Origin of the sequence: Sunxiuqinia rutila, assembly GCF_050589705.1 — a bacterium.
Classification (GTDB): Bacteria; Bacteroidota; Bacteroidia; order Bacteroidales; family Prolixibacteraceae; genus Sunxiuqinia; species Sunxiuqinia rutila.
The window spans coordinates 1-26,185 of the sequence record NZ_JBNGOT010000014.1 but is presented as its reverse complement, the minus strand read 5'-3'; the positions used below and the strand labels follow the sequence as shown (position 1 = coordinate 26,185).

Below are 26,185 nucleotides of genomic sequence, written 5' to 3'. Positions count from 1 at the left end.
TTTATCCGTTAAAAACTCACGTTCAACTTAAGACCAACAGGAATTGTCCAAGGACTAACATTGTATCGTTCAATTCCTTGTTTAAATTGAATACCACTCCCTTGTACGCCTGATTCAGCCTGGAAAGCTGTTTCCGGATCAATATTAATTCCAGCTTTCGTCCATAGAATTAAGTTCCGGCTATAAACTGAAACAGAAGCATTCTGAATTCCAAGCGACTTTAGAGGAGGAAGTTGGTAGGTCAGTGAAATCTCCCGAAGTTTTACGAAGTCAGCGTCGAATGTTGCATTGCGGGTATAATCCCAACCATAAAAATCCTGATAGCGGATCAGAGGCGTACCTTCATCACCCAAATGCTCTTTAACCATGACAAACTTCCCATTGTCATCATAATAGCCTTCAACACCAGGCATAAACACTCCATCATTTAGGGTGATGCCATTCTCCGTATGTGGAAAACCTCCAGTGTCCGAAGTTGGCCCTCCAACAAGGACAAAGAACATTCCGTCAGGCGACAAATATTCATCGGCATGATCTTTCAAATATTGAGCAATTTCGGAGCCATTCATATCATTCAACTTAAGGGTGCGATCCATCCAGCGCTGCGTGTGTAAATCAGACTCTCCATAACGGAAGGTTTGCGAAACAAACTGCCCTCCTTTACGCCAGTCCAAACTTGCACTCAACGTCCATTTTTTATAAGAAACTGAAGTTTGCATGCCCAAGGTAAAATCCGGGTTAAAGTTTCCAATTACAGGAGCTACACGCTTACCATCGGCATCTTGTAAAGTACTATTACTATCATCCCAGCCTTCATCATCAATGATTGGCCAGCCATAGTAGGGAGAGCCTGGATCATCAACACGAGTCATCGCGCGGTCAATGATTTGTCCGATTTCATCGCCAACCCAAGTATAGGCTCCTCCTTTGGCATCACTCCAAAGCCTGATGTAGTCGAAGCCTTCCGCCAATTCTTCAATTCTTGTTCGGTTTTTAGAGAACACAAAATTCACATCCCAGTTCCAGTTCTCAGTGGCTATTGGTACCCCTCCTAATGAAAGTTCAATCCCTTTACTGGAGATCAGGCCTGCATTGATTTGCTTGCCGGTATAGCCTGATGAAGGAGGCAGTGCAATGCTCAAAATCTGGTTTTCATTTTCAGCTTCATAATAGGTACCATCCATTCTTAGTCTGCTGTTGAAGAATGCCAAATCAGCTCCAATCTCCCAACTGGTTTGAATCTCCGGTTTTAGATCCGGTAATAATAAAGTACCCGAAGTCCCCAGGCGAGGTTGATTATCCCAAGCCCCCATGTTTTGCATGGTAGCCATTAAGCGATATGGGTCTGTGTCGTTACCAACCATAGCCCAGCCACCACGCAGTTTAGCCAAAGACACCTTGCTTCCCATGTCGAATACATTATTCAACAACAAGCTCAAGGAGGCTGAAGGATAAAAATAAGAGCGATTATCAGCCGGTAAAGTACTAGACCAGTCGTTTCGAGCGGTTAAATCCAGATAGACGGCATCTTTATATCCTAATGAAGTCAAAGCATACAAACTATAAATTGCTTTTTCGCTCCAGCTTGAACCATATTCAATATTATCCGGAGCAATGTTACTTAACGAATACAGACCGGGGACAATTAAGCCGCTCCCCCGCGCTTTTGTTCTGGCCAGGTTGTTCTCGGCATATTGATACATGTAGTTACCCCCGGCCGAAGCTGAAAGACTAAAATCTTCAAAGGTCTTATTGTAGGCTAATAAAAAATCTCCATTCTGCTCTCTCCGAGCCATATTGAAAATACCATAGGCCCCGTTTGCATCCCGCGTGTAACTAAGGGCAATTTTACTCTCGCGTCTTTCATGAAACTGATCATGCGTATATCGTCCCATTAATGATAACTCAGGCGTGATTTGCCAGTCGATCTTTGCATTCCCAAATACCCGGTCTCGGCTGAAACCGTTATTCACTTCATTCGCTAAGAAATAGGGGTTGTTGATTCGGTCCACTTTTTCATACGATCCATCTGGTCTCAGATCCAACGTATAAGGACCATTCTGTTGAATTCCTTCCAAGCCTGGCTCCCAATAGTTTTTCAAATCGTTAATGTCAATATGTGAGTTGATATCGTATAAAGCCTGGAGAGGGTTTGCTCCTCGGTTTCCAACAGATGGTCGGTTATCGGCCCCTGAGTTGGTAAAATTAATGCTCGAGCTAACCGTGAGGTTATCGACCAACTTCAACGAAGAGTTCAGGCTAATTGAGTTTCGGTGCAAATCACTGTTTGGAATGATTCCTCGGTTCTGCATGCTTTCAAATGATACCCGATAGTTTAGCCGATCTGTTGCATCAGTGAGCGAAACCCCATTGGTCGATGTAATACCGGTTCTGAAAAAATCTTTAAAATTATCGGGATGAGAAACCAACTCAGTTGCTTCAACTTCCCCATTCGCATTGAAATAAGGCCATTGATAAGCCATCATTCCTTTGTCCATCTCAGGTCCAACCCAATAGGAATCACCGACGGGAACCACGTAATAAGGCAATCCATTATTGGGGCGGTTATCTTGAGTATAGGGGCGTTGTCCATTCGCAAAGCGTGTGTGTTTTTCGATATACTTATAGGGTTTTTCGACAACGGTATTTGACGTAACCGTAATGCCAAGCCCTTTGGATTCCTTTCCGGACTTTGTGGTAATAATCACCACTCCATTCCCAGCCCGCGAACCGTACAAAGCAGCAGCACTTGGGCCTTTCAATACCGAAACACTTTCGATGTTTTCAGAACTTAAATCAGAAATGGCATTACCATAGTCCGGATTATTTTCGCGACCAACAGATGTAATATTATTCAACGTATTGTTCATCGGTACTCCATCAACCACAAAAAGCGGCTGGTTGTCACTTGTTAATGACGAAGCCCCTCGAATAACCATACTTACTGATGACCCAGCACCACCAGTAGAACTAATAGCAACCCCGGAAACCTTCCCGGAGAGTGAATTCAAGACATTTTCCTGAGCCACTTTTTGCAATGACTCCCCATCAACTTCAGCAACAGAGTATCCCAACGACTTTTTCTGACGAGAAATGCCAAGAGCAGTTACCACGACTTCATCAACCCCAATTGTTGATGACTTTAAGACAACGTCCACTACAGACCGTCCGTTGACTGGAACATTTTGCGTTTCCATACCAACAAAAGAGAACACCAATGTAACATTGGAGTTTGGCAGTTGTAGGTTGTAGTTACCATCAAAATTGGTCACTACCCCATTGTTTGTACCCTCAATCACGATAGATACTCCGGGCAAAGGCTCACCATCGTCACCCGTTACGGTACCGCTTACCCGATTTTGAGCTGTAGCAGCAACACAAAACAGAGCAAATAGTGCAACCAGAAGTGTCTGCAAAATTCTTTTTTTCATAGATCGTTTTTTTGATTTAATTAAAATCATGGATCATAATCTTATCATCCACTCTTACAAAGTTTTATAAACGATCAAGCAATTGCTTCTGGAATTTTACTCTAAATACATTAAATTTTAACCCACATGTTTTACAACAGTGTAAAAAACAATTACTACAGGTTAAAATAATTTCACCTTTAAATTAAAACTACATCATCTCGTATCGACGATGCATTAACATTTAGATAAATCACGAAGATGAAAATCAATCGTGAATTCATGAGAATCCATCATGCAGCATAACCGAAAACCAAGTCATTAAAAGAAAAAAGAAGATTAAGATACTGAGGTACCCTATCTGCATTCAGGAGTAGCTTAAGCCTCCACGTTTTATGAAAATGTTAAATGGACTACTTCTTTCTGTAAGTAAAAACCAAATGACAAGCAAGTTAACCGGGTAGAGCCTTGGCTTAAATGGAAGAGTGCCCAGCAGTAATCCGAACATTAAAAAGCTGTACAACATATAACGTAGAACTCTATCCCTTTATTAAAAACATAATATACATACAAATTATATTGATTTCTATCCGCCTATTTTCAAAATAGAGTTAACAAAGAAATAGGCAGATTTCTCTGTCTATTTCTTCAATCAAATCTTAATCAATGCAAAATCACTGTTCCTTTTCTAATAAGGTTTATTGGTATCCTGTAATAACCATGTTTTTGAATAACTATGATCATTTGACTGATTAGAAGGAACAAAACCGGTTTTTTCCAGTTTTGAAACCGCTTCTTCATACTTTTCCACATACTGTGGATCTGCAAATGGTTCCGGATAGGCAAGCCTTAATGGCAATGCGGGGCCAAATGCAGGATTTGCTGCAGGTTCGAAGTCCGGGTACCCAGTTCTTCTCCAGTCAAACCACGACTCGGCCTGTAACCAAAGCGCAATCCATTTTTGTGTCATAATAAGTTCGTGCTTATTCGTAATAGAAGAACTGCTGTAGCTAACCGTTGGCTGGCTGTAGAATACATCAAAATCAAATCCCTGGGCTTCTGACAATATTTTGTACTGATTCATGGAAGCCCTGATGCCATTCTTGTAATGGTCTTCAACATTCGATACACCATAATCCCCCAACAAGGCAGCTTCGGCCAGTATAAATTCCACCTCGGCATATGTGATCAGCGAAGGATTAACAAAGTCGTTACTATTCTCAAAATAGATGGGTGTTAAATAGGAAATATAAGCACTTCTTTCATCCGGATAGTCCCTAATGCCATCGCCCCGGTTGTAATTTCCCAAAAATTCCAGGTTGTCGTATCCGATAGGTAATCCCACATAAACCGACGTATCAAGGCTGGTATCATCGGTTGGGAAAATTGTCATTTGATAAGTATCTCCAAAAATATCGGTGTAATTAACCGTTGTTTCTTCGCTAGCATTAAAATCCCATTTTCTTTCCACCGGATTCACCCAGCGTTGAAGCCTCGGATCGTTTCTTGCCTTCAAGTAGTCGACCAATGGTTTTCCGGGCTTAAACGCATAAGGTTTATTAGATGATCTTACCGGTCCTCCAACGGCCGAATTCTCGTCTGACAACCCCAAAAGTACCAACGTTGCATTGTCGGCGTTGCTTCCAAACACCTTGGTGGCAGCGTCCTTAAATTCGCTAACAGTATTGATGCTGAGCTCCTCTTTTTTGTTGTGCAACCTCAAACAATACCTCAGCCGAAGCGAGTTGGCAAACTTGATCCATTTATCCCGATCACCACCATAAAGAAGATCGGACGATGGCAAAACACTTAATTTTGAATCCAATCCTTCCAGTAATCCGGAAGCTGTTTTTAGATCGGTCAAAACTCCTTCGTAAACATCCTTTTGGGCATCGAACTTTGGAAATAGCACGCTGGTGCTGGCTTGCAATGCCTCCGAATAAGGACAATCGCCAAAAAGGTCAGCCATCAGACCAAAAGTGAAGGACTTCATAATCAATGAGGCAGCCATAAAGAACTGGTTGTTTTCCTTTTCTCCCAGCTCATACATCAACTGATTGGTTCTCAAAATGTCGTAATAGGCATTCCAGGAACCTTTTCCCCACTGATAACAGTTTTGATTCGCGGCATTGAATTCCGTCCCCCGTTGTGTGTACTGCAGCGTACCGGCAATATCGGTATGTTCGTTCATCAGCCCGTAAAACTGCATACTTGTTTTTGAGATAACATACGATAGCAGATAATTGGGCGAAACTTCTTCGGCATTATTAGGACTCACGTTCATTTCATCAAAATCGTCGTAGCAAGATTGAAGAAACTGTCCTAAAAATATAATTGCTAAAATCAGACTTATTTTTTTCATGACAAGTAATTAAAATTCAACATTAAGTTTAATACCAAACGAGCGGGTCCAAGGCGTTACGTTGTAATATTCAGCCCCTTGCGTCCAAGAACTACCGCTTGAAGCAAAAGCAAGTTCCGGGTCAACGGGTATTTTTGCTTTTGTCCACGTAAACACATTCTGAGCCATTAAAGACAGAGATACATTGCTCAGGTTCGCCTTACTTACCAATTGCTGAGGCAGCCTGTATGTTACGGACAATTCCCTTAATTTTAAGTAAGTAGCACTGTAAACATTGTTTCCCCCATAATACCTGGTTGCATATTTATTGGCATCGAAAGGAGTCATCCATACCGTTCCTTCGCCTCCTAAGTTTTCAATGTATCCTCCCTGTCCGTCTTCCCGCACACCGGGAATAAAACTCGCATCTTCTACATATACTGTTTCTCCTGTATTTTTATCAATGTATGACCTTGAAGCCTGTGTGGCCGGATCGGCCCATGGGAACCCGCCATAATCACCGGTACGTCCTCCAACCCAAAGGTTAAAGTATTTTTCAGGATTATCTTTGATTTGTTGAACAATATCCTTGTTCCCGTCGTAGCCAACACCCGAGAATGTTTCCTCCAGCCAACCGTTGTTTCTGAAAAATTCCATTGATCTGGAGTAGAATTCACCTCCGTATCTAAAATCGAAATTGGCATAAACACTAAAATTCTTGTATTTGATAACCGGCTGTATACCCATCAAAAACTTATGATTGAAGTTCCCTACTTTTTCGATGCTCTCTTCCCGATTATCTAATTGTGCCCTTCCATTTGCGGCAATAATTGGATAGCCGTAATATTCTGAACTTTCATCTTCGACAGTTAAATATGGGTAGGCATATATATTCCCAATGTCGTCTCCCACATAACTTCTTAGCCTTACCTGCCCTACTGAACCAAACTGGTAGAACGAGATACCTTCCGCTAATTCAACGATTTTGGTCCGGTTCCGGGTCAGTGTTAATCCCAGATCAACGGCAAAATCCCGTTTTCTCACCAAACTTGAATTTAAGGAGATATCCCATCCCCGGCCCCGAACAAGCCCGGCATTAATCTGTTTGGCAGTTGCTCCCGACTCGGTAGGTGTTGAGATACTGAGCACTTGGTTTTTATTATCCACTACATAATAAGTTGCATCCAGGTTGATCCTGCTATCAAAAAGAGCCAAATCCAAACCAATCTCTTTGGAGGTTGCAATTTCGGGCTTCAACTCAGGGTTTCTCAAAGTTCCGGGCATGTACATCCGTTTGGCGTCGCCCCAATCGCTGGCAGTGGCATAATATTGTGCCAATGCATAAGCTCCCACATCGTTACCAACCTGTGCGTAGCCCGATCTTAGTTTCATCAGATCGATCCACGAAGGCAATTCTATCATTTCATTGATCAGCAAACTCAAAGAAGCGGACGGATAGAAATACGACCGGTTATCTTTTGGCAGGGTACTCGACCAGTCGTTTCTTGCCGTCAGATCGAGGTAAACCAAGTTCTGATAGCCCAAAGAAACAGAGCCATATACACTGTTCACCGCCTTTTCGCCCCAGTAACTATTGTACGAAACCGTTCCGGGAACGCCGTTTGAAATGGTAAACAAGCCCGGTAATACGAGCTGAGATGCCTCGTTCGAAATAGCATCGTTGTAATCATAACGAAGATTTCCCCCTAGATTTGCAGTAAGGCTCAATCCATCCATAATATTTTTGCTGTAAGAAAACATGGCTTCCCAGTTCTCCTCCTTTATCAAAGTCTTCTCGATGGAATATGCTCCCCTGCCGTTATCATAATCACTCCAGGCAACCCTTGCTTCGTTTCGCTGGTTTATCACATTGGTAAGATACCTGCCCATGAAATTGAAATCTTTAAAAATCTCCCAATCCACCTGAAGTTTTGCCATCGTTTGATTACGCTTAAACCCTGTCAGGTTTTCGTAAACGTTGAAATACGGGTTGTTTTGTTTGGGTTTACTTTTCCGCTGCTGGATGTTTTCCTGCCCTTCCAACCAGTAATCCTTCAAATCAAGTATATTCACCTGGACGCCCATTTCGAGAACCGACCGGGATGGGTCCCGTCTCCCCGTTCCAATGTTTTGCCGGTTATCCGACCCTGCTTCCGAAATATTAACGGCTGCACTTACTTTCAGATTATCGGTCAGGTTGTAAGCTCCGTTGATCCCAATCGTTTTCCTGGCGTAATCGGTATTGGGCAAAATGCCTTCGTTGATCATATTACCGAAAGAAACACGGAAATTTGCCTTGTCGTATTTGCCTTCAAACGAAACATTGTTCGACTGGCTGAATCCGTTCCGGTAAAAATCCTGCTGCCTGTTGGGATACGCTACCAACGGCTGCAACGATGTTCCGTCATTATCCAGCAACGACTTGTCCCATTGGTAGGAATCCGGGTATGTTCCGTCAAGAATGGCACCCCACGATTCATTTTCCTGTTCCCCTAAATTATGGGAACCGGCTTTGCCCGATGCAAACATCGATTGAAAAGGAACAAAGTGATACGGATTGTCGAGAACATACGATGTATTAAAAGAAACTCCTATTCCTTTTTTAACACCCTTCCCCGATTTTGTGGTAATAAGCACCACTCCGTTTCCGGCCCGGGAACCATATAAAGCCGCAGCACTGGGGCCCTTCAGAATCGACATGGACTCAATGTCCTCGGTATTAACGTCAGAAATGGCATTACCCATGTCTGCATCCTTGTAGTTATTATCAATTCCGTTGCCTACCGGCACACCATCGATTACAAAAAGAGGCTGATTTTTGGTGTTTAATGAACTGGCTCCCCGGATCACCATGTTTACTGATGAGCCCGCAAGCCCGTACATTTGGGACACCTGAACACCTGCAGCTTTCCCCGCAACGGCATTCAACACACTTCCCATGGGCGTTTCATTCAGGTCGCTTCCGCTGACCTCGCCCACAGAATATCCCAGCGATTTCTTCTCCCGTGTGATACCAAGAGCAGTTACCACCACTTCGTCAACACCTATTGTTGATGACTGCAAGACAACGTCCACCACTGACCGTCCATCAACCGGGACATTTTGCGTTTCCATACCAACAAAAGAAAATACCAATGTAACATTAGTGTTTGGAAGTTGTAGGTTGTAGTTACCATCAAAATCGGTCACTACTCCATTTTTTGTACCCTCAATCACGATAGATACCCCGGGCAAAGGTTCACTATCATCACCTTTTACTGTACCACTCACCCGATTTTGGGCTGTAGCAGCAACACAAAACAGTGCAAATAGTGCAACCAGAAGTGTCTGCGAAATTCTTTTTTTCATAGATAGTTTTTTGATTTAATTAGAATCATGGATTATAATCTCAACATCCACTCTTACAAAGTTTTATAAACGATCAGGCAATTGCTTCTGGAATTTTATTCTAAACACATTAAATTTTAACCCACATGTTTTATAACAGTGTAAAAAACAATTATTACAGGTTAAAATAATTTCACTTTCAAATTGAAACTACATCATCATACATCGATGATGTATTAACTTTTAGATAAATTAAGAGAATAAAAATCGGTCGTGAGCTCCTCGTAATCCATCATGCAATAAAACCGAAAACCACGCCATTAAAAGAATCAAGAAGAATAAGATACTAAGATACACTATCTGCATTCGAGAATAGCTTAAGCGATCAAGCTTTACGGCAATGTTAAATGGATCTTTGCTTTTTGACAATAATAAGCAAATTAACTGGGTAGAGCCACTGATTAAAAGGGAGTGTCCCTTTGAGCAATCCGGATACTAAGAAGCTGCACAACATATAAAGTAGAAAGAAAATAGCAAAAACCAGCCGGCTTTTCCCCTGCATCAAACGATCAGGACTTTCAAAAGCATATTTACCAACGACCAAGGTAACAAAAAAAAGCTCACTGCTGCAATCTCAGAGCTACACCAAGCAAGTGACTCGTTATGCGCTCCTAACTGTAGACGGGCAATTAACTGTTCAGGTTGGATCGATTCACGAAAAACAATCACCGGAATAACCATAATGAATTGTTTATTCATCTTTTAGTACTTCTGGTGAAAATTCCTTTAAAATCACTAGTTGAGCAACTCCGTTTGACCATCCACTTTCCTAAGTTGAAATGATCGAACAATTCTCCATTAGCGGTATAAGCTTCAAAATTGAGTTCTCCGGGTCCAATTGTAATTTTCTGAAACAACTGCACCTTACTCCCTTTTCGTTTCATCCAGTCCTTATCTCCTACCTCATACATCTTCGGCCCACTTACCGACACGACATAAACCGGCTGATGAAGAGGATTTGAGCTATCCGAGGCCATCCCTCTGCCATACGAATGATCATGTCCGGAAAGGACCAAATCAACCCCATACTTTTCAATCAAAGGCTGAAAGTGTTTTCTTAAAGAAGCATTGTCGCGCGATGCTTTTGGAGAATAAAACGGCAAATGGGTCGTCAGAATAATCCATTCGCTTTCCGTATTGGCCAGAACAGAATCCAGCCAAGCAACTTGCGACTGCATCTCCCAACCGTTCTCATCGTCCAGTTCGTCGCCTGCAGCAGAATCAATTGAGATTAAGCGTAAGTTTTTGTAATCGATGAAAAAGCACGTTTCTTCCAAACCTTTGGGGCCATTTTTTGGTAACTCAAACTGTGCTCTCCAATGTGGATCCAAATTCCGATCATCATAGTCATGGTTTCCCGGAGTCATTAACTGGGGCGTACTTGAGAAGATAAACCGCCCAGCCTCAAACCACTCCTGCCACTCCCGATCTTTGCCTGCACGGTTTATCAAGTCACCGGCATAAAGCATAAAAGCAGACTCGGGTACTTGCTGATAAGCTTTTCTTACCACCCGCGACCATTGCGATTTCAGGCTTGTTTGCGGATCCCCAAAATACAGGAAAGAGAAGGCTTCCTGATCTTCTGCAGGAAGAGAAAACTCCAACCATTCACTATAATTTGTTCCATCGCCAACCCGGTAAATATAGCTTTTCCCTGGAGCTAAGTCCTTCAGCGTACAACTATGCTGTTTGGCATGAATAGCTGGTTCATTCGAATAAGTATAAACAAGCTGTTGCGTGTTGGCCACGACTTGACGGGTATTCTCCGAGGCCACAGGTCCCTGCGGTGACAGCTGCCATTCACAAATACCTTTTTCAACCAAGGTATCCGTTCGCCAGCTGACAGCGACCGAATTTGTTCCCGTAGCCGTCAAATTTAGAATAATTCGATCAGGACTTGAAGATGCAGCATTTGATTGCGCAATCAAACAGTTACTTCCAACAAATAAAAATCCTGTGACTAAACACACTGCGCTTTTAACGAATGAATTCATGAGTCTTCTTATTTTAATCCGATTCCTAATTTAGCTAGAAGAGGCTTTCTTTATAGATCTCTTGCTTCTGCCCTTTACAATAAACTTTCAACATTTCGAAGAAGAAGCAAACACCTTAAAAATAAATCAAATACCCTGCTGTCACTTCACGAATTTTTGGCAAAACAAATGGAATATTAACTCATTAATTCCCTTCTGGTAACGAAGTAAAAATAACCTTTGCACTAGGCAGGCTAAACACAAAACATCATCATCGTTTGAAGTAAGGATAAGCCGCAGGCATCTGTTTTCCGGTGGTAGTCATTGTGGTGGTTACCGTCACACTTGGCCTTTGCCAATAATATAAAACACCAGTTTCGGTGCCCACCAACAAATCAGGAACTCCATCGCGATTAAAGTCAGTGACCACAGGGCCATCCGTATGGCCCATCAAGGTACGCGAAATCACCCGCCCCATGTATTGCAAAACCATTTTCCCATTTTTCATTCCCAGGTTCTTCATCCAGTCTACTGCTGGTTTTGATGAAAAGACTAGATCTTCCAATCCATCACCATCCCAATCAGCAAAAGTTATTTTTAACCGGCCATGACTAGATCCTGTTCGCTGATTTAGCAAGATTGGCGATCCATCCGAGAAAACAAAATTCCGCTGAGGATGCCCCAAGCGTAATTCATCTCCCACTTTTTGACGCGGATAAACCACCAAATAACCTTCGTAATCCAACATCACCAAATCATTGAGGCCATCTTGATTAAAATCCATGATAAAAGGAGATGTCCGCCAAGGAGCCAGCAATTCATTCCCTTCAGAAACTCCTGGTGTCCAAGCTGGCTTTTGAGGCTCTCCTTCCCATTCAACGTAGAGCGGCTGTGGTTTTGACAGCTCCGGCTTTTCCCTGGTACCTTTATTTTTCAGCCAAACCAAATTACCATTGTGTTCATTCACCAAGATATCGGGCACCCCATCGTGATCCCAATCCCCAACATCAATGGTTGTATATCCCCAGTGCGGATCCTCTGTATTGGGCAACACTTCCGTCGGAATAATCCGAATAGGAACTCCATCAATTTCGAGGACTTTAGGAGCATCCCAGACAGGAATATCTCCCCCAAGATTTTTCACAAAATAGATGTTTCCAACTCCATTTCCGCTCAAAATATCATCCAATCCATCGCCATCCCAATCAAAAACACGAGGAGCAGCCAAAGCCCCTAAATCAACGAACAAAGCTTCCTGCTGCAAAAAGACTGGGGGCAAAAACTCAGGAATTCCATGGTTCACCTTCCCGGTATTTTTCAGAAAAGAGACTTTCCCATCTTCATCACCTGCTAAAATATCGACAAAACCATCCCGATTAAAATCAACTGCCTTCAGTTTCGTTGCATTCCCATAATGAGAGACAAATTGAATGAGCTCTCCCTGATAGCGCAATTTCTGCCCTTCATGGAATTCATGTACTTGCGGAGTGCCCGCATTCTGAAAATAGACAATATTGGCAAAAGGGCTGATGGCCAGGTAATCCAAATCACCATCATTATCATAGTCTGCCAAAGGAACTTCCAGGTACAAATCATTTCCGAGGGGTTTGCCCAATGACGTCTTTAGTTGCTCCGGTTCCTCATAAGTAGGATCTTGATTGCTCCCTGTATTTTTAAAGAAAAGTAAGAAATCGCCTTGTTTACTTGACAAGCCACAAACCAAATCGAACAAAGAGTCATGATCAAAATCGATCATCTTCCAGGTATTGTAATTTGTGCCAGGCATATAGCCCCGTGCTTTCAAAGGCATATCCCTTTTCTTCCAGAATACATTTTGTGGGACATCTTCATAAATCAACAACTGATCATTAACCCGATCCGGCGTTAACACATGGACATGCCCATTCACCTCTGACACTTCGAAGAATTTTCCATCGTAGCCTAAACGAAATCGCTCGGAAGAAACCTGTTCGCCAGCCCGAAACACAGGATAATCAACGTTTCCGCTAATGTTTTCAAAATAAAATACCCCAACCTCAACGTAACTACCAGACGCTGATACTAACAAGTCTAAGTCTCCATCACCATCAAAGTCCATGGGCATAGGCACCGACTTAAAACCAACATCCAAATCCACCAATAAATCAGAGTGTCGATACGCCAACTTTTGAATTCCCCGGCTATCATCCGTGTTGTTCCCAGCATCCAAGGCCTCAGACTTACAGGCTCCCAGGATTCCAATCATGCCAGCCAAACTAAGGTTGATGAGAAGTCGAACATGCTTTCTCATAACAGAAAGTAAATAATTCATAGGTCTCCAAGTTTTGGTTAAAACAGATCCTTCCAATGCTTTACGCTACAAGTAAAGCTCCAGCAAACCTTTAACTTGTTAAGAATCTGCTTATCAATCGCAACAAAAGGAAAAACTCGTCTATCAAAATAAGTTGATTTACCTGAATCAAAATTCCTTAATCTTATTCAATTCACATTAAATATTAACTCAGTCAACGTATTAGCAAAATCAACCTGGATCGAACAATATTTAATGCAAGGAGAACAAATTTCCATATGTTTTTCATTCAGGTCCTCCTTAAATTTACTAAACAGATTGAAATACTTTAGTTTAAGTGTTGTATCTTAAATAACAAAATAGCTGCTTTGATAAGCTATTGACTGATTAAAGGAAAGACCTCAAGCCATCCGTCCATAAAGAAAGATCCTTTGATCACGAATATCGTTCCAGTTCTTTGACAACAGACCAACCGACCTAAAATCAACTGATAACCAACAGAATGAAGACTTACTTACCTGAATATTAATCTTAGCTTTCTTTACTATGAAAAAATTATTCCTCTTTCTGTTCTTTTTTAGCACGATTGGATTTCTATTTCTTTCATCTTGTAAAGAAGATGAATCACGTCCTACCTTTCCTGTTTCAGCCGACATCTTTTACAGTATTGATGGGAAGCAGGTAGCTTTCACAGGCCTGACTCACAGTGCCTCAAACTGGCTTTGGGATTTTGGTGACGGGAACACAAGTACCGAGCAAAATCCGGTTTATATTTATGAAAATGGTGGCTATTACACCGCCACTCTTACCGCAACTGACTCCGACGGCCAAACAGCAATTTCGGAGGTGAATCTGGCCGTTGCTTTAACGCCTTACGTATTACTAACCGGTGGCCCAACAGCTTCCAACGGAAAAACATGGAAACTAACGGCAGCTCACCCTGCCGAAGATCGCCTGGCCAATGCTGACGCCTCTTTCTCCGTCGCTTCCGGTGCACCGGAAACCCTTCCACAAGGGGCTTTCGATTTGTATTTAAACATGGGAGAAGTTTACGACGACACCTATACCTTCTTTTTTGATGGCAGCTATGCCCACGATGTAAAAAGTGATGGAGCGGCTTTTAGTGGCTTGGTGTTTCAATACGTGACCACCGGAGGCGAAGGAATCGTTAATGCGGGCGGCGCTGACTTCGGACTATGCACCGGGAAATACACCCCAGAGACCGATGCGACATTCACCTATGTTGAAAACGAAAACTTTGTCGTTCCCTCTGTTTATGGTGCTGACGGAACAATCACCTTTGAGGATGTGAGCACGCTGGACTTCTCGGGAACCGAATTTATCGGTCTTATGGACTTCCAACGAAAAGTCATTCTTAACAAGATCAGCGACAACTCCATGCAACTTGTCATGTTTATGGCCGCCTCACCTGATCATCTACCGATGAATACGCATGCCCTGGTGCTCACTTTTGTTGTGGTCAATTAATGGCTCTCTTCATCATTGTTTCCAAAATCAGAACACATTCAATTGAAAAACTATGAATAATACATATTCTTTATCGCATAGCATTCCAAAGACCTTGCAATTCCTCTGGCTCATCATTCCCGTTCTTTTAACCTTTGAGTTACAAGCACAAACTGCGACGGAGCACATCGTGTCGGGAACCGTTACTTCTGCCAGCGATGGGCAGGCGCTACCCGGGGTAACCGTTGCAGTAAAAGGCACAGCCATAGGAACAGTCACGAATCTTGATGGGCATTATTCCCTCGTATTGCCACAGCCCAACGCAACACTCAACTTTTCGTTCATCGGCTTCACCCCAAAAGAAGTTGAAGTTAATGGACAAAAACAGATCAACCTAAGTTTAGAAGAAAACGTTGAAGCCTTGGAAGAAGTTGTGGTTACTGCTTTAGGGATAAAACGTGCTGAAAAATCGCTAGGCTTTAGCGTCGGACAAGTTGAAGGTGATGACTTGACTCGCGTTGCTCAGGAAAACGTTTTAAACTCCATGGCGGGGAAAGTGTCCGGAGTCACCATCAGCTCTACCGGAGGCGCCGGTTCAACTGTCAGTATGGTTATTCGCGGAGCCAGCTCGATGAGTACCGATAACCAACCTCTGTTTGTTGTTGATGGCGTTCCTATGGCCAGCACCGTTAACAATGTGGGTGGATTTGGATCTGATAACCGGGTCGATTATGGAAATGCCATTGCCGACCTTGATCCGGAAAGCATTGAAAACGTATCCATACTGAAAGGCCCCAGTGCAGCAGCACTATACGGCACAAGAGCCGGAAACGGCGTAGTGCTCATAACGACCAAAAAAGCCAAAGCCGACCAAGGCATGACTGTCCGGGTTACGTCCAATACCGTTTTTGATATTCCTTCCCGCTTTCTCAATGTGCAATCTCAATTCTCAACAGGCTTTTTCTCCTTTCGACCTGAAGATGTTGGTGGAGGAATTTTACCAGAGATAACGGCTGGTGATGCAACTGCTTCCGGCCCGGAAAATGACAAAGGCTACTGGGCTGTGCAATGGGATGCCCCCTTGGATGCCAACGGCGTTCCCATCCCTACGGAAGTCATTTCTTACCCCAATAATGTTCGTGATTTCATTAACGATTATGCCTTCACAACAACCAATAGTGCCGCAATTTCCAACAGTAGCGGGGCTTCAAACTATCGTTTGGGAATTACAAATATGACGCACAGTGGGCTGGTCCCGAATTCAGACCTGAATAAAAACAGTATTAGTTTGGCCGCCTCCTCCAAAGTTCGTGATAATTTTACGGTCAGCACCGACATCAACTTCACCAACAGTTGGGCAGACAACCGGCCTGCTTCAAACCGTGGAGCCAACCCCATGCAATGGGCCTACATGCACCCAGCCAATATCGACATTCATAAGTTGAAAGATTATGGTTCAGGGGAGAATGTCAAACGGGTTTCCGGCAACCATGAAAATCCTTATTTTTTGGCTCATGAAGTCAACAATAGCTTCAACCGCTACCGGATTTATGGGAACTTGGTAGCCACTTGGGAGATCAATTCGAAACTGAGCCTCATGGCGCGCTACACTCTCAACAAAACCGATGAGGTTCGGGAGTCCAAAATAGCACCGGGTTATTTGAAGGAACCCAATAATGGAGCTTATGGAATTGGCAATGGAAATAGCCTGGAGCGCAACACCGATGTGTTGGCAACTTACAAAGATGACTGGGAAGACTTTTCATTGACAGCTTCTGCCGGAGGCAATGTTCTGTATTCAAAATCATCCGTCATTTCCAACTCACCCAAGCCGGGTTCAGGCTTGAATGTTCCTAATCTTTACACCGTCAATAACATCAATTCAGGAGCACTAAATTATTCAAACAGCCGGGCAGAAAAAGCCATCAACAGTGTTTATGCCATGGCTAACCTGGGCTGGAAAGACCGTATCTTTATTGATCTGACAGCACGAAACGACTGGTCTAGCACCTTACCCGGTGAAAACAGATCCTACTTCTACCCTTCTGCCTCAATGAGCATCATGCTTAACGAATTAGTGGACTTGGGTCCTAATGTCAATCTCTTGAAACTAAGAGGCGGATGGGCACAAGTCGGAAACGACACCTCTCCTTACAGCTTATACGCCACTTATTCCAATCAAGGGCAATGGGGTGATGCCATCGCATTAGCCAAACCAAGCGGGCTACTAAGTCCTCAACTACTCCCGGAACTGGCCACCTCCCTGGAGTTTGGAACCGATATCAGGCTCTTCTCCAACCGCCTGCGCCTTGAGGGAACTTACTATACCGTTGATAACGAAAACCAGATTTTGGGTATTCCCTTGGCAGCATCCACCGGGGCAAGCAGCATCCGTATCAATGCTGGCTTACTACAAAGCAAAGGCTGGGAGCTCTTGATCGGAGGAACTCCTATTCAGAACAATGACTGGACCTGGGACTTAAACCTCAACTTCACAACCAATGAAACGCGTATTCTGGAGTTAGCCGAAGATTTGGACTTTGTTGAATTTTGGGATAATGCACGCGTAAAGAACATTGGCTACGTAAAAAATGATGCCTTGGGACACGATGGTTTGGTGGGCAACCTCTACTCGCGCAAGGTGCAACGAGTAACCGATGAAAGCTCGCCTTACTACGGCTTTCCAATTCTGGGAAGTGGACTGGATGCTGAATGGATGGGAGAAGAGGCCTACTCGAAAGTGGGAAATTACAACCCCGATTTCATTATGGGCTTGCAAACCAGTTTTCGCTACAAGAACCTCTCGCTAAACATGACCTTCGATTGGCGTTCCGGCGGGCAATATGTATCGCAAACCTACCGCTACCTCTCCGAGAACGTGATCACACAAACCTGGCTCGACGAGCTGGTTCACCCGGGAGAATTGGGCGGAGCTGCCAGCGAGGAACTTAAAGCCTGGGTTTTGGAGCATAAAGATGAACTTTTACTAAGCGACCGTTTGCGCCCAGTTGGAGGCCCCACGCCGGAATACGGAGGGTTTCCTGAGAACTTTAGTGGCGTAACTGTGTACGATGCCACCTTTGCCCCTGGAGTTATGGGCCATTACGATGAAAATGGCAAGTTCGTTTTGGAGCAGGAAAACCTGGGGAATGAAGGAACAGTCTTTCTCCCATACGTGGTTAGCTATCCGTGGGACATTGGGCAAGCCAACTTGTTTGATGCCGACTATGTGAAACTTCGCGAAATCTCACTGAACTATCAGGTGCCTGACCGGCTTAGCCGAAAGCTGGGCATGCAGGATGTCAACCTAAGCTTGTATAGCCGCAACATCATTTTATGGACCAAAGACTCAAAACTTGGAGTTGATCCGGAACGCGCCTATCAAGCCGAAGGAAACGGGCGATTCTCGCAGGGCGTTGAACGTTACAATGCAGATCCTTGGATTGTACCTATTGGTTTCAAATTGAGTTTCACCTTATAAAATCAATCAACAATGAAAATTAGATATACCATCAATAAATACTTCATAGCACTCACCGCATTCATCTTTTTGCTGGCCATTTCCTGTAAAGATTTAGGAGAACTCAACGTCAATCCCAACGGTGTTGATCCGGAGAATGCCGATCTGAACCTCTTGCTTCCAACCATGATCACCGGAGTTGGCAAAACGGTTGTCAGCCTAGGATTTGGTCATATAGCAGGCGTCATGCAACACACCCAGCACGATGGCTGGTCAAGCGGACACAACGACTACGATTGGGATAACGCCAGCCACAGTTGGTCCGGCTACTATGGCATTTTGCGCAATACCGACGAATTTCAGAAAAAAGCAGAAGCCGGGAACTACGAGTTCCACCAAGGCGTAGCACTTGTGATAAAAGCGTACACCTTTGGCTTAATTGCCGACCTGTGGGGAGATGCTCCATACACCGAAGCGCTCCAGGCTGAATCCGGAACTGAATATTTTAAACCCATATTCGATGACCAACGGGATATTTACCTAGGGCTATTGGCCGATTTGGAAACTGCCAACAGCTTACTTTCCAAGGACAATGAGGCATACCTCAATGTCAATGCCACACAGGATATTTTGTATGAAGGCGATGCCAGCAAATGGCGTCAACTAGCCAATTCGCTGGCTTTACGCTACTACATGCGTCTGTCAGCCAAGGAACCCAGTATTGCTGAAGAAGGCATTAAGCGTATTGCTTCCGATCCATCAAGCTATCCCTTGATTTTAAAAGCTGAAGATGATGCTACCGTAGGCTACATTGGGCAATCTCCCGCCGACTCGTGGCCCAGTAATATGGTGTTTGATCCCGATCCCAGTGGAGACTATATGCGGGTGAAGTTGTGCGCCACGCTTGTTGACGCGATGCAGGAACTCAATGACCCTCGCTTGGGAGTTTGGACCAATAAGGTCGCCATTCCGCTTGAACTTGTTGAAGGCGAAGGAGTGGATCAGATCGTGGATGGCAAACGGCAAATTTCGCAAGACATTGTTGATGCCTATGAATCAGCCTGGCAGGTAGGTGTTGATTTTGACCAGGACTTTGTGGGCATCCCCCCCTCTGTTTTTGCGGCCTCACAATATAATTTGAATCCCAATCTGGACCAGGGGGTGTTCAATCCGCATGCTTCACAGCTCAACGACCGGTATATGGAAACCCACGGCAATCTGCTTCAGATGCGTCTACTATCTGCTGCCGAGGTTCACTTCCTTCTGGCTGAGGCCAGCTTGCATGGTTGGGCTCCCGGAACTGCCGAAGGACACTTTGCCGCAGGCATCCAACAATCATTCAATGCCTGGGGTGTTGGAGCTGAATCTGACACCTACATTGAAGCGCTGAACTTTGATGGACTGGAAAGCATCATTCAGCAAAAATGGATTGCCAGTTGGACTGCTGCTGCCGAAGCGTGGTTCGATTATCGAAGAACAGGTTATCCTAATCTGCAAACCGGGGAATCAGCTAAACGAGCCGCCCTGCCCCTGCGCTTTTACTATCATTTTGATGATGAAATTTCGAAGAATACAACCAATGCAGAGGCAGCCATCTCCAAGCTGGAACCAACACAATACAAAGGAAATGATGTGAGCAACAACAGTGCCTGGTCGAAAACCTGGCTTTTGCAGGGCACCAACAAACCCTATTAATTCTGATTTTAGACTTCAATAAAAACAACCACCATGAAATGTAAACAGCTAAAACAAATCTTCTTTTCGCTACTTTTTAGCCTGACAATGACCGTTTCCCTGTATTCCGGGAACAATGGAGCAGTCACTCCGGAGACGGCATTAAATGCCTATCTGAATAACGATGATACTTCTTTCAAATGGGAAGTTCACGACCAAACTCAGGCAGAAGGGCTGACTGCTTACCGACTAATTCTCACTTCGCAAACCTGGCGCAACATTCCGTGGCAACACGAGCTCATTGTCCTTGTTCCAAAGGAGCTCAATTACCACGATGCCCTGCTTTTTATTACCGGGGGAAGTGTTAAAGAAGGCTATCCCAACCTGCACAAGTGGGACGACAAACTTATCCAGTCGATGGGGCAAGTGGCAACCACCAATCAAGCCATTGTCGCCATTATTTGGCAGGTTCCCAACCAGCCGCTGTACGACGATTTAACGGAGGACGCCTTAATTTCCTTCACCTTGCATAATTACCAGAACGACCAGGATTTTACCTGGCCCCTTCTGTTTCCAATGACCAAAAGTGCCATCAAAGCAATGGATGCCATTCAGGAGTTTTCCAGGCAACAACTGAGTTTTGGAGTCGAACAATTTGTTGTTTCCGGTGCCTCCAAGCGCGGATGGACCACCTGGCTTACCGGAGCCAGTGACCAACGCGTCAAGGCCATTGGGCCCATGGTTATTGACGTGCTGAATATGCCGGTCAATGTCGATTACCACAAGGTTGCCTGGGGTGACTACAGCATCCAAATTGAGGACTACGTCCGCCTGGGTATCGCTCAGCAGGTAAACACACCGGGAGGTTCAGACCTGGTTAATATGATTGATCCTTACGCCTATCGGAAAAACCTGAGCATTCCGAAAATGCTGTTTATTGGTACCAACGACGAATACTGGCCGGTTGATGCAGTTAAAAACTACATCGACAGTATTCCCGGGCAAAATATGATTTGCTACACCCCCAATGCCGGGCATGGGCTGGGCGACAAAAAAACAGCCTTGACCACGCTCAGCGCTTTCTTTGGGATGGCGGCCCGCAATCAGCCTTATCCGACAAACGACTACAGCATTTCATCCACCGCGCAAGGAGCTTCGCTTAAAGTACAGGCCAATGCGGATTTATTGGAAGAAGTCATTCTTTGGACGACCTCCTCCAGCGACCGCGATTTTCGTGATGAGCAATGGAGCAGCAGCAGCCTCGGGCAAAAAGCCAGATCAGAAATTCAACTCGACATTCCCTTCCCCGAGACGGGTTACAAAGCCTTTTATGTCGATCTGAAATACAAGGCGCCCTATGGGGGAAGCTATACCCAAAGCACGCGCATGTTTGTAACCGATAACAAAGCACTTTTACTCCAACGAGGTCAATAGTTTTCTAAAACTCCCAACACCTGCAGTTCGATGGTGATGGGAGTTAAATTTTAATTTCTGAAAGATGAGACAGTTCTTCTTCCTTTTTAGCCTTTTGCTTTTTTTGCTACCGCCCCTGCAGGCCCAAACATTTAAGGCCGGAGCAGCATTACGCGTAATTACCCCCAAAAAGTTACTCCCCATTTCCGGCGGGATGGGTACACCACAGGCTGCAAAAGGCTTTCAGGGAGATTTGTACGTTCGTGCCCTTGTGTTTGAAAAAGGCACAACACGCCTGGCCATTGTAAGTATTGACAACCTGGGATGGCCGGCTTACCTGGGAAACCGCTCACGACAACTCATTCAGGGCATTGCGCCAGAACATGTTTTAATTGGTGTTACCCATACGCACAGCGCACCGGATGCCTATGCTTTCCCTGATAAAAACGGACAAAGCTCAGCCGACCTTGATTACCTCAATTGGTGCGTGCAGCAGGTTGCTGCCGCCGTTCAGGAAGCGATCCAAGAGCTGGAACCTGCCAGTTTAAAAGTGGCCGTTGGCAAAGCTCATGGACAAATTGCCTACAACTACTACGCACCCAAGCTGTATGATCCCCGCTGTGGCGTTATTCAGGCCATTGCCACAACAGGAGAAAAGTCGGGAAAGCCCATCACAACGCTGATTAACTATGCGATTCATCCGGAAATACTTGGCCCCGACCGCCAGTTGATCAGCCCCGATTTGTGTGGACCGCTTTACGAACGGATTGAGTCAAAAGGTGGAGGAATGGCTATCTTTATGAATAGTGCCCAAGGAGGAATGGTAACTGCCGACAACCGTCGGGAAAACGGGCAAGAGGCCAACAACTGGGAGGAGTGCATCCGGATTGGACACCTGCTGGCCGATGAGGCTCTCCGCATCCTCACTCCTGCCCTGGTTCAGGAAAATCCAGATTTGTTTATCACCTCCCGAAGCATTACACTGCCCGTTGATTCTGAAGCCATGCAATACGTTTTTCAGCATTCGCCCCTGGCAACCAACACCAATCGAACCGACTTTTCGTTTATTGACACTCAAGTCAACCTGCTTAATCTCGGAACAGCTCAGGCCATTACCATTCCTGGCGAAGCTTTGCCCAACATCGGCTATTACCTCAAACGTCATTTAAAAACCAAACACCCTTTCCTATTTGGCCTTACCAATGATGCTTTTGGTTACATCCTCACCAAGGAGGATTTCAATAGTTTTGAGCGCTACAATTACATCTCACGAACATCGTTGGGTGAAATGACCGGTGAAATCTACGAGCAAAATGCCTTGCAACTTATTCAGGAAAGCCCTCCCGCAGCGAAGTTCTAAGGCAAAGGAACAGGCGAAGGCGAAGAAAAGGAATAACGACACAATTTTCAAATCTTCGATCTTTACACCCCTTGCTGCCGAGAGATTGCATCAGGTTGCAGCGAGCTTGAAGAAAAACAGGACCATGCTCAAAAAGAGAATCCGCTACTCCTCTGATGAACGTGAAACCAACTATCTCGTAGAAAATTGAAAGAACAGTCTTTAATTTAAATCCGAGACCCGATGAAATCAGAGGAACTGAGGAAAATTCAAGCCCCGATCAAAGAGAAATACCGGGAACAGCCTACGGCGGCAATCATCACCCTGCAAGCAAGTGGAGAAATTGGAGCAGGCATTTCCTGCAAAGTAGCCACAGGAAAAACACTGGTTGAAGCTGGTCTACACCCGGCTACGGGGGGCAACGGCATGCTCGCCTGCTCCGGAGATTTGCTTTTGGAAGCCTTGGTAGCTTGTGCCGGAGTTACACTTCGGGCGGTATCAACAGCTTTGGAAATTCCGATCGAGCAAGGCAAGGTGATCGCCGAGGGCGACATGGATTTCAGAGGAACCTTAGGCGTAGCGAAAGACGTGCCGGTAGGCTTCAAAGCAATTCGACTTTCTTTTGAGTTGGCTTGCAATGCAAGTCCTGATCAACTCGCTGCAATTACCAAACTAACAGAACGATACTGCGTGGTTTATCAAACGCTCACCAAGGGAGTCCCCATTGCAACAAGCTATGTCACGCATTAATCCAGAAGAAGTTCCCAGCCTTAACCGAGCGATTGCATCGCTTGGTTAAGGCTGGCTGGAAATGCCACACCATTGGAAGCGTAGGGTTAGCAAAAGCTACTTATCTCAGTTCAATAACAATTTCTCAATTTCTTCTTTAGTTGTATTTCTGAGAATCACTTTCTTATTTTTATCAAGAACAAGATAAAAAGGAACTGATTCATATCCCTTAAAGCCATAATCCACCATTGCTATGCTATCTATTAACAGCGAAGGCTGAGGAATTTTAAGTTGCTTGGTCGCTTTTTCCCAGCTAGATTTATTGTTATCAATACTGATAAAAATAAATTGAGCTTTATCTCTAAATTTTTCAGCTAATTCAATCATCTCGGGAATTTCCTGTCTACAAGGACCACACCAACTTGCCCAAAAATCAAGTACTACATAGTCTTTCGTAAAGTCTGAAAGTGAATATAACCTACCGTTATTATTCAATAGTTGAAACTCAGGTGCCATTTTCCCTTCAGCAATTCCACTCGCATTAAATGCAGACAACTTTTGCCTTAAAATATTTTTTGATTTATCTGAATAATCTCCCAAAAGAAATTCTTCTGTAATTTCATTAAATTTTTCCTTTTCAATAGGAAGGTCAATTCCCAAAATAAGGTTCTCTGTCAGGAAATATTCCAAAACTTTCCCACTCAATTCAGCTTTAGCGATATAATACTTTTCGATATAGTCATTTTTATAATCAGCACCTGTGCTCCATATCTTTTTTAAATATAAATAGTTGATGTAATTGTCTATAAAATCATGATAGTGCTGAATATTATTCGCTTGATTATTTTGAATTTGAAAGGACTTTAGAAAATCGAAGTAATTAGTTTCTTCCTTAATTAGTTTTGATGCATATCTTCTTGCGTAATATATTTTCTCGTTTGCAGCGCAGTATCGAATATCGTTCTCTAAGTATGTAATAAAACGGTCATCAAGCTTGTTTTTGTTTTTATTGAGAAAAGATTCTTTAGCTGTAGCAACAGAATCAACTTGTGAAGAAAATTGCTCAGGAGGCAAACGATAGTCTAAGTTTGAGGTAAAAAATGCCGAAAATTTCTTCTGATATTCATGCAAAATCGAATTATGACTTTTATTCTCTTGCAAAAAATAAACGGTATTGTCTAACTTGATGTCAATGGATAAATCTTCACCTGGTTCTAAATAGAGCTTAATTCCATTTTTTCCAAGAATCAAAATAGCCTCAGTTGGCTGGTTAATTGGATATATAATTGAGAACTTTTGGGTACTATCAATCTCAATCTGTTGGATTGAATTTTCATCCATTGAATACTGTTCTTGCGGAAAGAATAAAATTTTATCAATATCTGGAGAATCTACTTTCCCAGATATGTTAATGGTTGACCAGTTGTCGACTTCTGTTTTACATCCAAATAAAACAAGAATAATTACAATTAGAAGTTGATTTCTCATTCTTTACAATTTTGGCTGACTTCTAATAATCTTATGCATTGATGTTATTTCAATGCTAAGTTCAGTTATAAAAGTCGTCCATAGATATTTAATGATTCTCTCGCTTGCATGGTGTGCTTGAGGGAAAATTTTTATACGATAGCAAGCGTTTGCAAAGGGGGTATCTGAGGGGCTGTTTTTTCATGCGGGGTTGGTTTCTTAGTTAGCGAATTAGTTTCCATAAAAATAAGTATTTATTGTTTCGAAAAGACATTTCGCCCAAAGGATTTCAGAAATCGGCAATTGGACTGATGCGCGATTAAAAAATCACGTCCCCCGAAATCATCTCTTTGGGATTTCGATTTTGGAATTTGAAATTATAAACCCCCGACCCATCACCCAATAAGGCCGGGGTTTCTCATTCAGGATGGTTCAGTAATTCCAAGCATTTCAAGAAATTGCGGACGCCCCTGCAAGGCAATGCGGGCAATCGCTCTAAAATCGGAATACCAATCCTGCAAGACATCTACGGCTTTGTCACGGGCTTTGGTGGCATCCTGCGCTTCACCGGACTCCTGCTTTAAACGGGCTAACTGGTCTTCCACAGCCAGCACCAGGTCCATGCCAGCCTGTAACTTTTCTGCCGTAACACCAAACTCACTTATTTTAGCCATAGCCGGTTCATCAGCCATCAGGTTGGTGTAAAACAGCCGTGCCTGGCTGATCCAACCGGAATAGCTTTGTTTGCGCCTGCCATTAAGCTGAAGCTTAGTCCACATACCTGCATCATTTTTAAAAGCAATGCGGGCAATTTTTACGTAGTTCATGTATGTATGATGAGCTTCCGAACGTTTTAGTCGTAGCTCATCGCTGGCACCATCTTCTTCACCGGCTTCTTTAACCTGCTTTGCCTGCAGTCAGTTTCTCGGGCGTATAACCCAACAAACTCATCAGTCCGGCAACTTCGGGGTGACTTAAGGCATTGTTGATGCCTAAGTCAGCCTTCAGTAATAATTCATCAATCTCTTTGTTCATAATGCATACATATATTTAGTTAGTGGGTGATCAAATTAATTTTAATCACTCTTCACACACAAACATCTTACTTACACAGCTAAAACGATCAGTATCCGCTTGGTTCTTGATCATTACCTGCCGGGGTAATGTTCATTAAACTGTGTCAATTGTATTTTTTGCTATTAGAGTTTTAGTTTGCATCGTTCTCCAAATTTGAT

General features: G+C 43.8%; 15 protein-coding genes. 6 read left to right on the top strand and 9 right to left on the bottom strand.

Annotation, left to right across the window (positions count from 1 at the left end):
* Positions 1 to 8 precede the first annotated feature (8 nt).
* The 6 genes from ACRD6K_RS15935 to ACRD6K_RS15910 form a co-directional block, all read right to left on the bottom strand.
* A complete protein-coding gene (locus ACRD6K_RS15935) occupies positions 9 to 3,431 on the bottom strand; it encodes a SusC/RagA family TonB-linked outer membrane protein (RefSeq protein WP_430974067.1) in 3,423 nt (1,140 codons plus the stop codon).
* 667 nt (positions 3,432 to 4,098) lie between these two features.
* A complete protein-coding gene (locus ACRD6K_RS15930) occupies positions 4,099 to 5,772 on the bottom strand; it encodes a SusD/RagB family nutrient-binding outer membrane lipoprotein (protein WP_430974066.1) in 1,674 nt (557 codons plus the stop codon).
* 9 nt (positions 5,773 to 5,781) lie between these two features.
* Positions 5,782 to 9,099 (bottom strand): SusC/RagA family TonB-linked outer membrane protein, encoded by a 3,318-nt coding sequence (locus tag ACRD6K_RS15925; RefSeq protein WP_430974065.1) that lies wholly within the window; start codon positions 9,097 to 9,099, stop codon positions 5,782 to 5,784.
* 540 nt (positions 9,100 to 9,639) lie between these two features.
* Positions 9,640 to 9,837, bottom strand: coding sequence for a hypothetical protein (locus ACRD6K_RS15920; RefSeq protein ID WP_430974064.1), 198 nt, complete (start codon positions 9,835 to 9,837; stop codon positions 9,640 to 9,642).
* Positions 9,834 to 11,132 carry a purple acid phosphatase family protein gene (locus tag ACRD6K_RS15915; protein ID WP_430974063.1) on the bottom strand — a complete coding sequence of 433 codons (1,299 nt, stop codon included), beginning with the start codon at positions 11,130 to 11,132 and terminating at the stop codon, positions 9,834 to 9,836. The genes ACRD6K_RS15920 and ACRD6K_RS15915 overlap by 4 nt, the downstream gene beginning before the upstream one ends.
* A 250-nt stretch (positions 11,133 to 11,382) precedes the next feature.
* Positions 11,383 to 13,422 (bottom strand): FG-GAP repeat domain-containing protein, encoded by a 2,040-nt coding sequence (locus ACRD6K_RS15910; RefSeq protein WP_430974062.1) that lies wholly within the window; start codon positions 13,420 to 13,422, stop codon positions 11,383 to 11,385.
* Between the two features lie 525 nt (positions 13,423 to 13,947).
* On the opposite strand from ACRD6K_RS15910, the gene ACRD6K_RS15905 reads away from it, so the two are divergent.
* The 6 genes from ACRD6K_RS15905 (at position 13,948) to ACRD6K_RS15880 (ending at position 23,504) form a co-directional block, all read left to right on the top strand.
* A complete protein-coding gene (locus ACRD6K_RS15905) occupies positions 13,948 to 14,889 on the top strand; it encodes a PKD domain-containing protein (protein ID WP_430974061.1) in 942 nt (313 codons plus the stop codon).
* Positions 14,890 to 14,941: 52 nt separating this feature from the next.
* The gene (locus ACRD6K_RS15900) at positions 14,942 to 18,349 is read left to right on the top strand and encodes a SusC/RagA family TonB-linked outer membrane protein (RefSeq protein ID WP_430974060.1); all 3,408 of its coding nucleotides are present in this window, start codon (positions 14,942 to 14,944) and stop codon (positions 18,347 to 18,349) included.
* A gap of 12 nt (positions 18,350 to 18,361) precedes the next feature.
* The gene (locus ACRD6K_RS15895) at positions 18,362 to 20,023 is read left to right on the top strand and encodes a SusD/RagB family nutrient-binding outer membrane lipoprotein (RefSeq protein WP_430974059.1); all 1,662 of its coding nucleotides are present in this window, start codon (positions 18,362 to 18,364) and stop codon (positions 20,021 to 20,023) included.
* Positions 20,024 to 20,056: 33 nt separating this feature from the next.
* On the top strand, positions 20,057 to 21,436 hold the full coding sequence (locus tag ACRD6K_RS15890; protein WP_430974058.1) for a PhoPQ-activated pathogenicity-related family protein: 1,380 nt from the start codon (positions 20,057 to 20,059) through the stop codon (positions 21,434 to 21,436).
* 64 nt (positions 21,437 to 21,500) lie between these two features.
* Entirely contained in the window at positions 21,501 to 22,775 is a 1,275-nt protein-coding gene (locus ACRD6K_RS15885) for a hypothetical protein (RefSeq protein WP_430974057.1), read from the top strand.
* Between the two features lie 222 nt (positions 22,776 to 22,997).
* Entirely contained in the window at positions 22,998 to 23,504 is a 507-nt protein-coding gene (locus ACRD6K_RS15880; RefSeq protein ID WP_430974056.1) for an OsmC family protein, read from the top strand.
* A 105-nt stretch (positions 23,505 to 23,609) separates the two neighbouring features.
* Here the strand turns inward: ACRD6K_RS15880 and ACRD6K_RS15875 are convergent, their stop codons facing one another.
* The 3 genes from ACRD6K_RS15875 to ACRD6K_RS15865 all read right to left on the bottom strand — a co-directional run bounded on the left by ACRD6K_RS15875 (position 23,610) and on the right by ACRD6K_RS15865 (position 25,985).
* A complete protein-coding gene (locus ACRD6K_RS15875) occupies positions 23,610 to 24,971 on the bottom strand; it encodes a TlpA family protein disulfide reductase (protein WP_430974055.1) in 1,362 nt (453 codons plus the stop codon).
* Between the two features lie 401 nt (positions 24,972 to 25,372).
* Positions 25,373 to 25,867, bottom strand: a complete 495-nt coding sequence (locus tag ACRD6K_RS15870) for a PQLLE family protein (protein ID WP_488621824.1) — start codon at positions 25,865 to 25,867, stop codon at positions 25,373 to 25,375.
* Positions 25,848 to 25,985 (bottom strand): hypothetical protein, encoded by a 138-nt coding sequence (locus tag ACRD6K_RS15865; RefSeq protein WP_430974053.1) that lies wholly within the window; start codon positions 25,983 to 25,985, stop codon positions 25,848 to 25,850. Before ACRD6K_RS15865 ends, ACRD6K_RS15870 begins: the two co-directional genes overlap by 20 nt.
* Between the last annotated feature and the right edge of the window lie 200 nt (positions 25,986 to 26,185).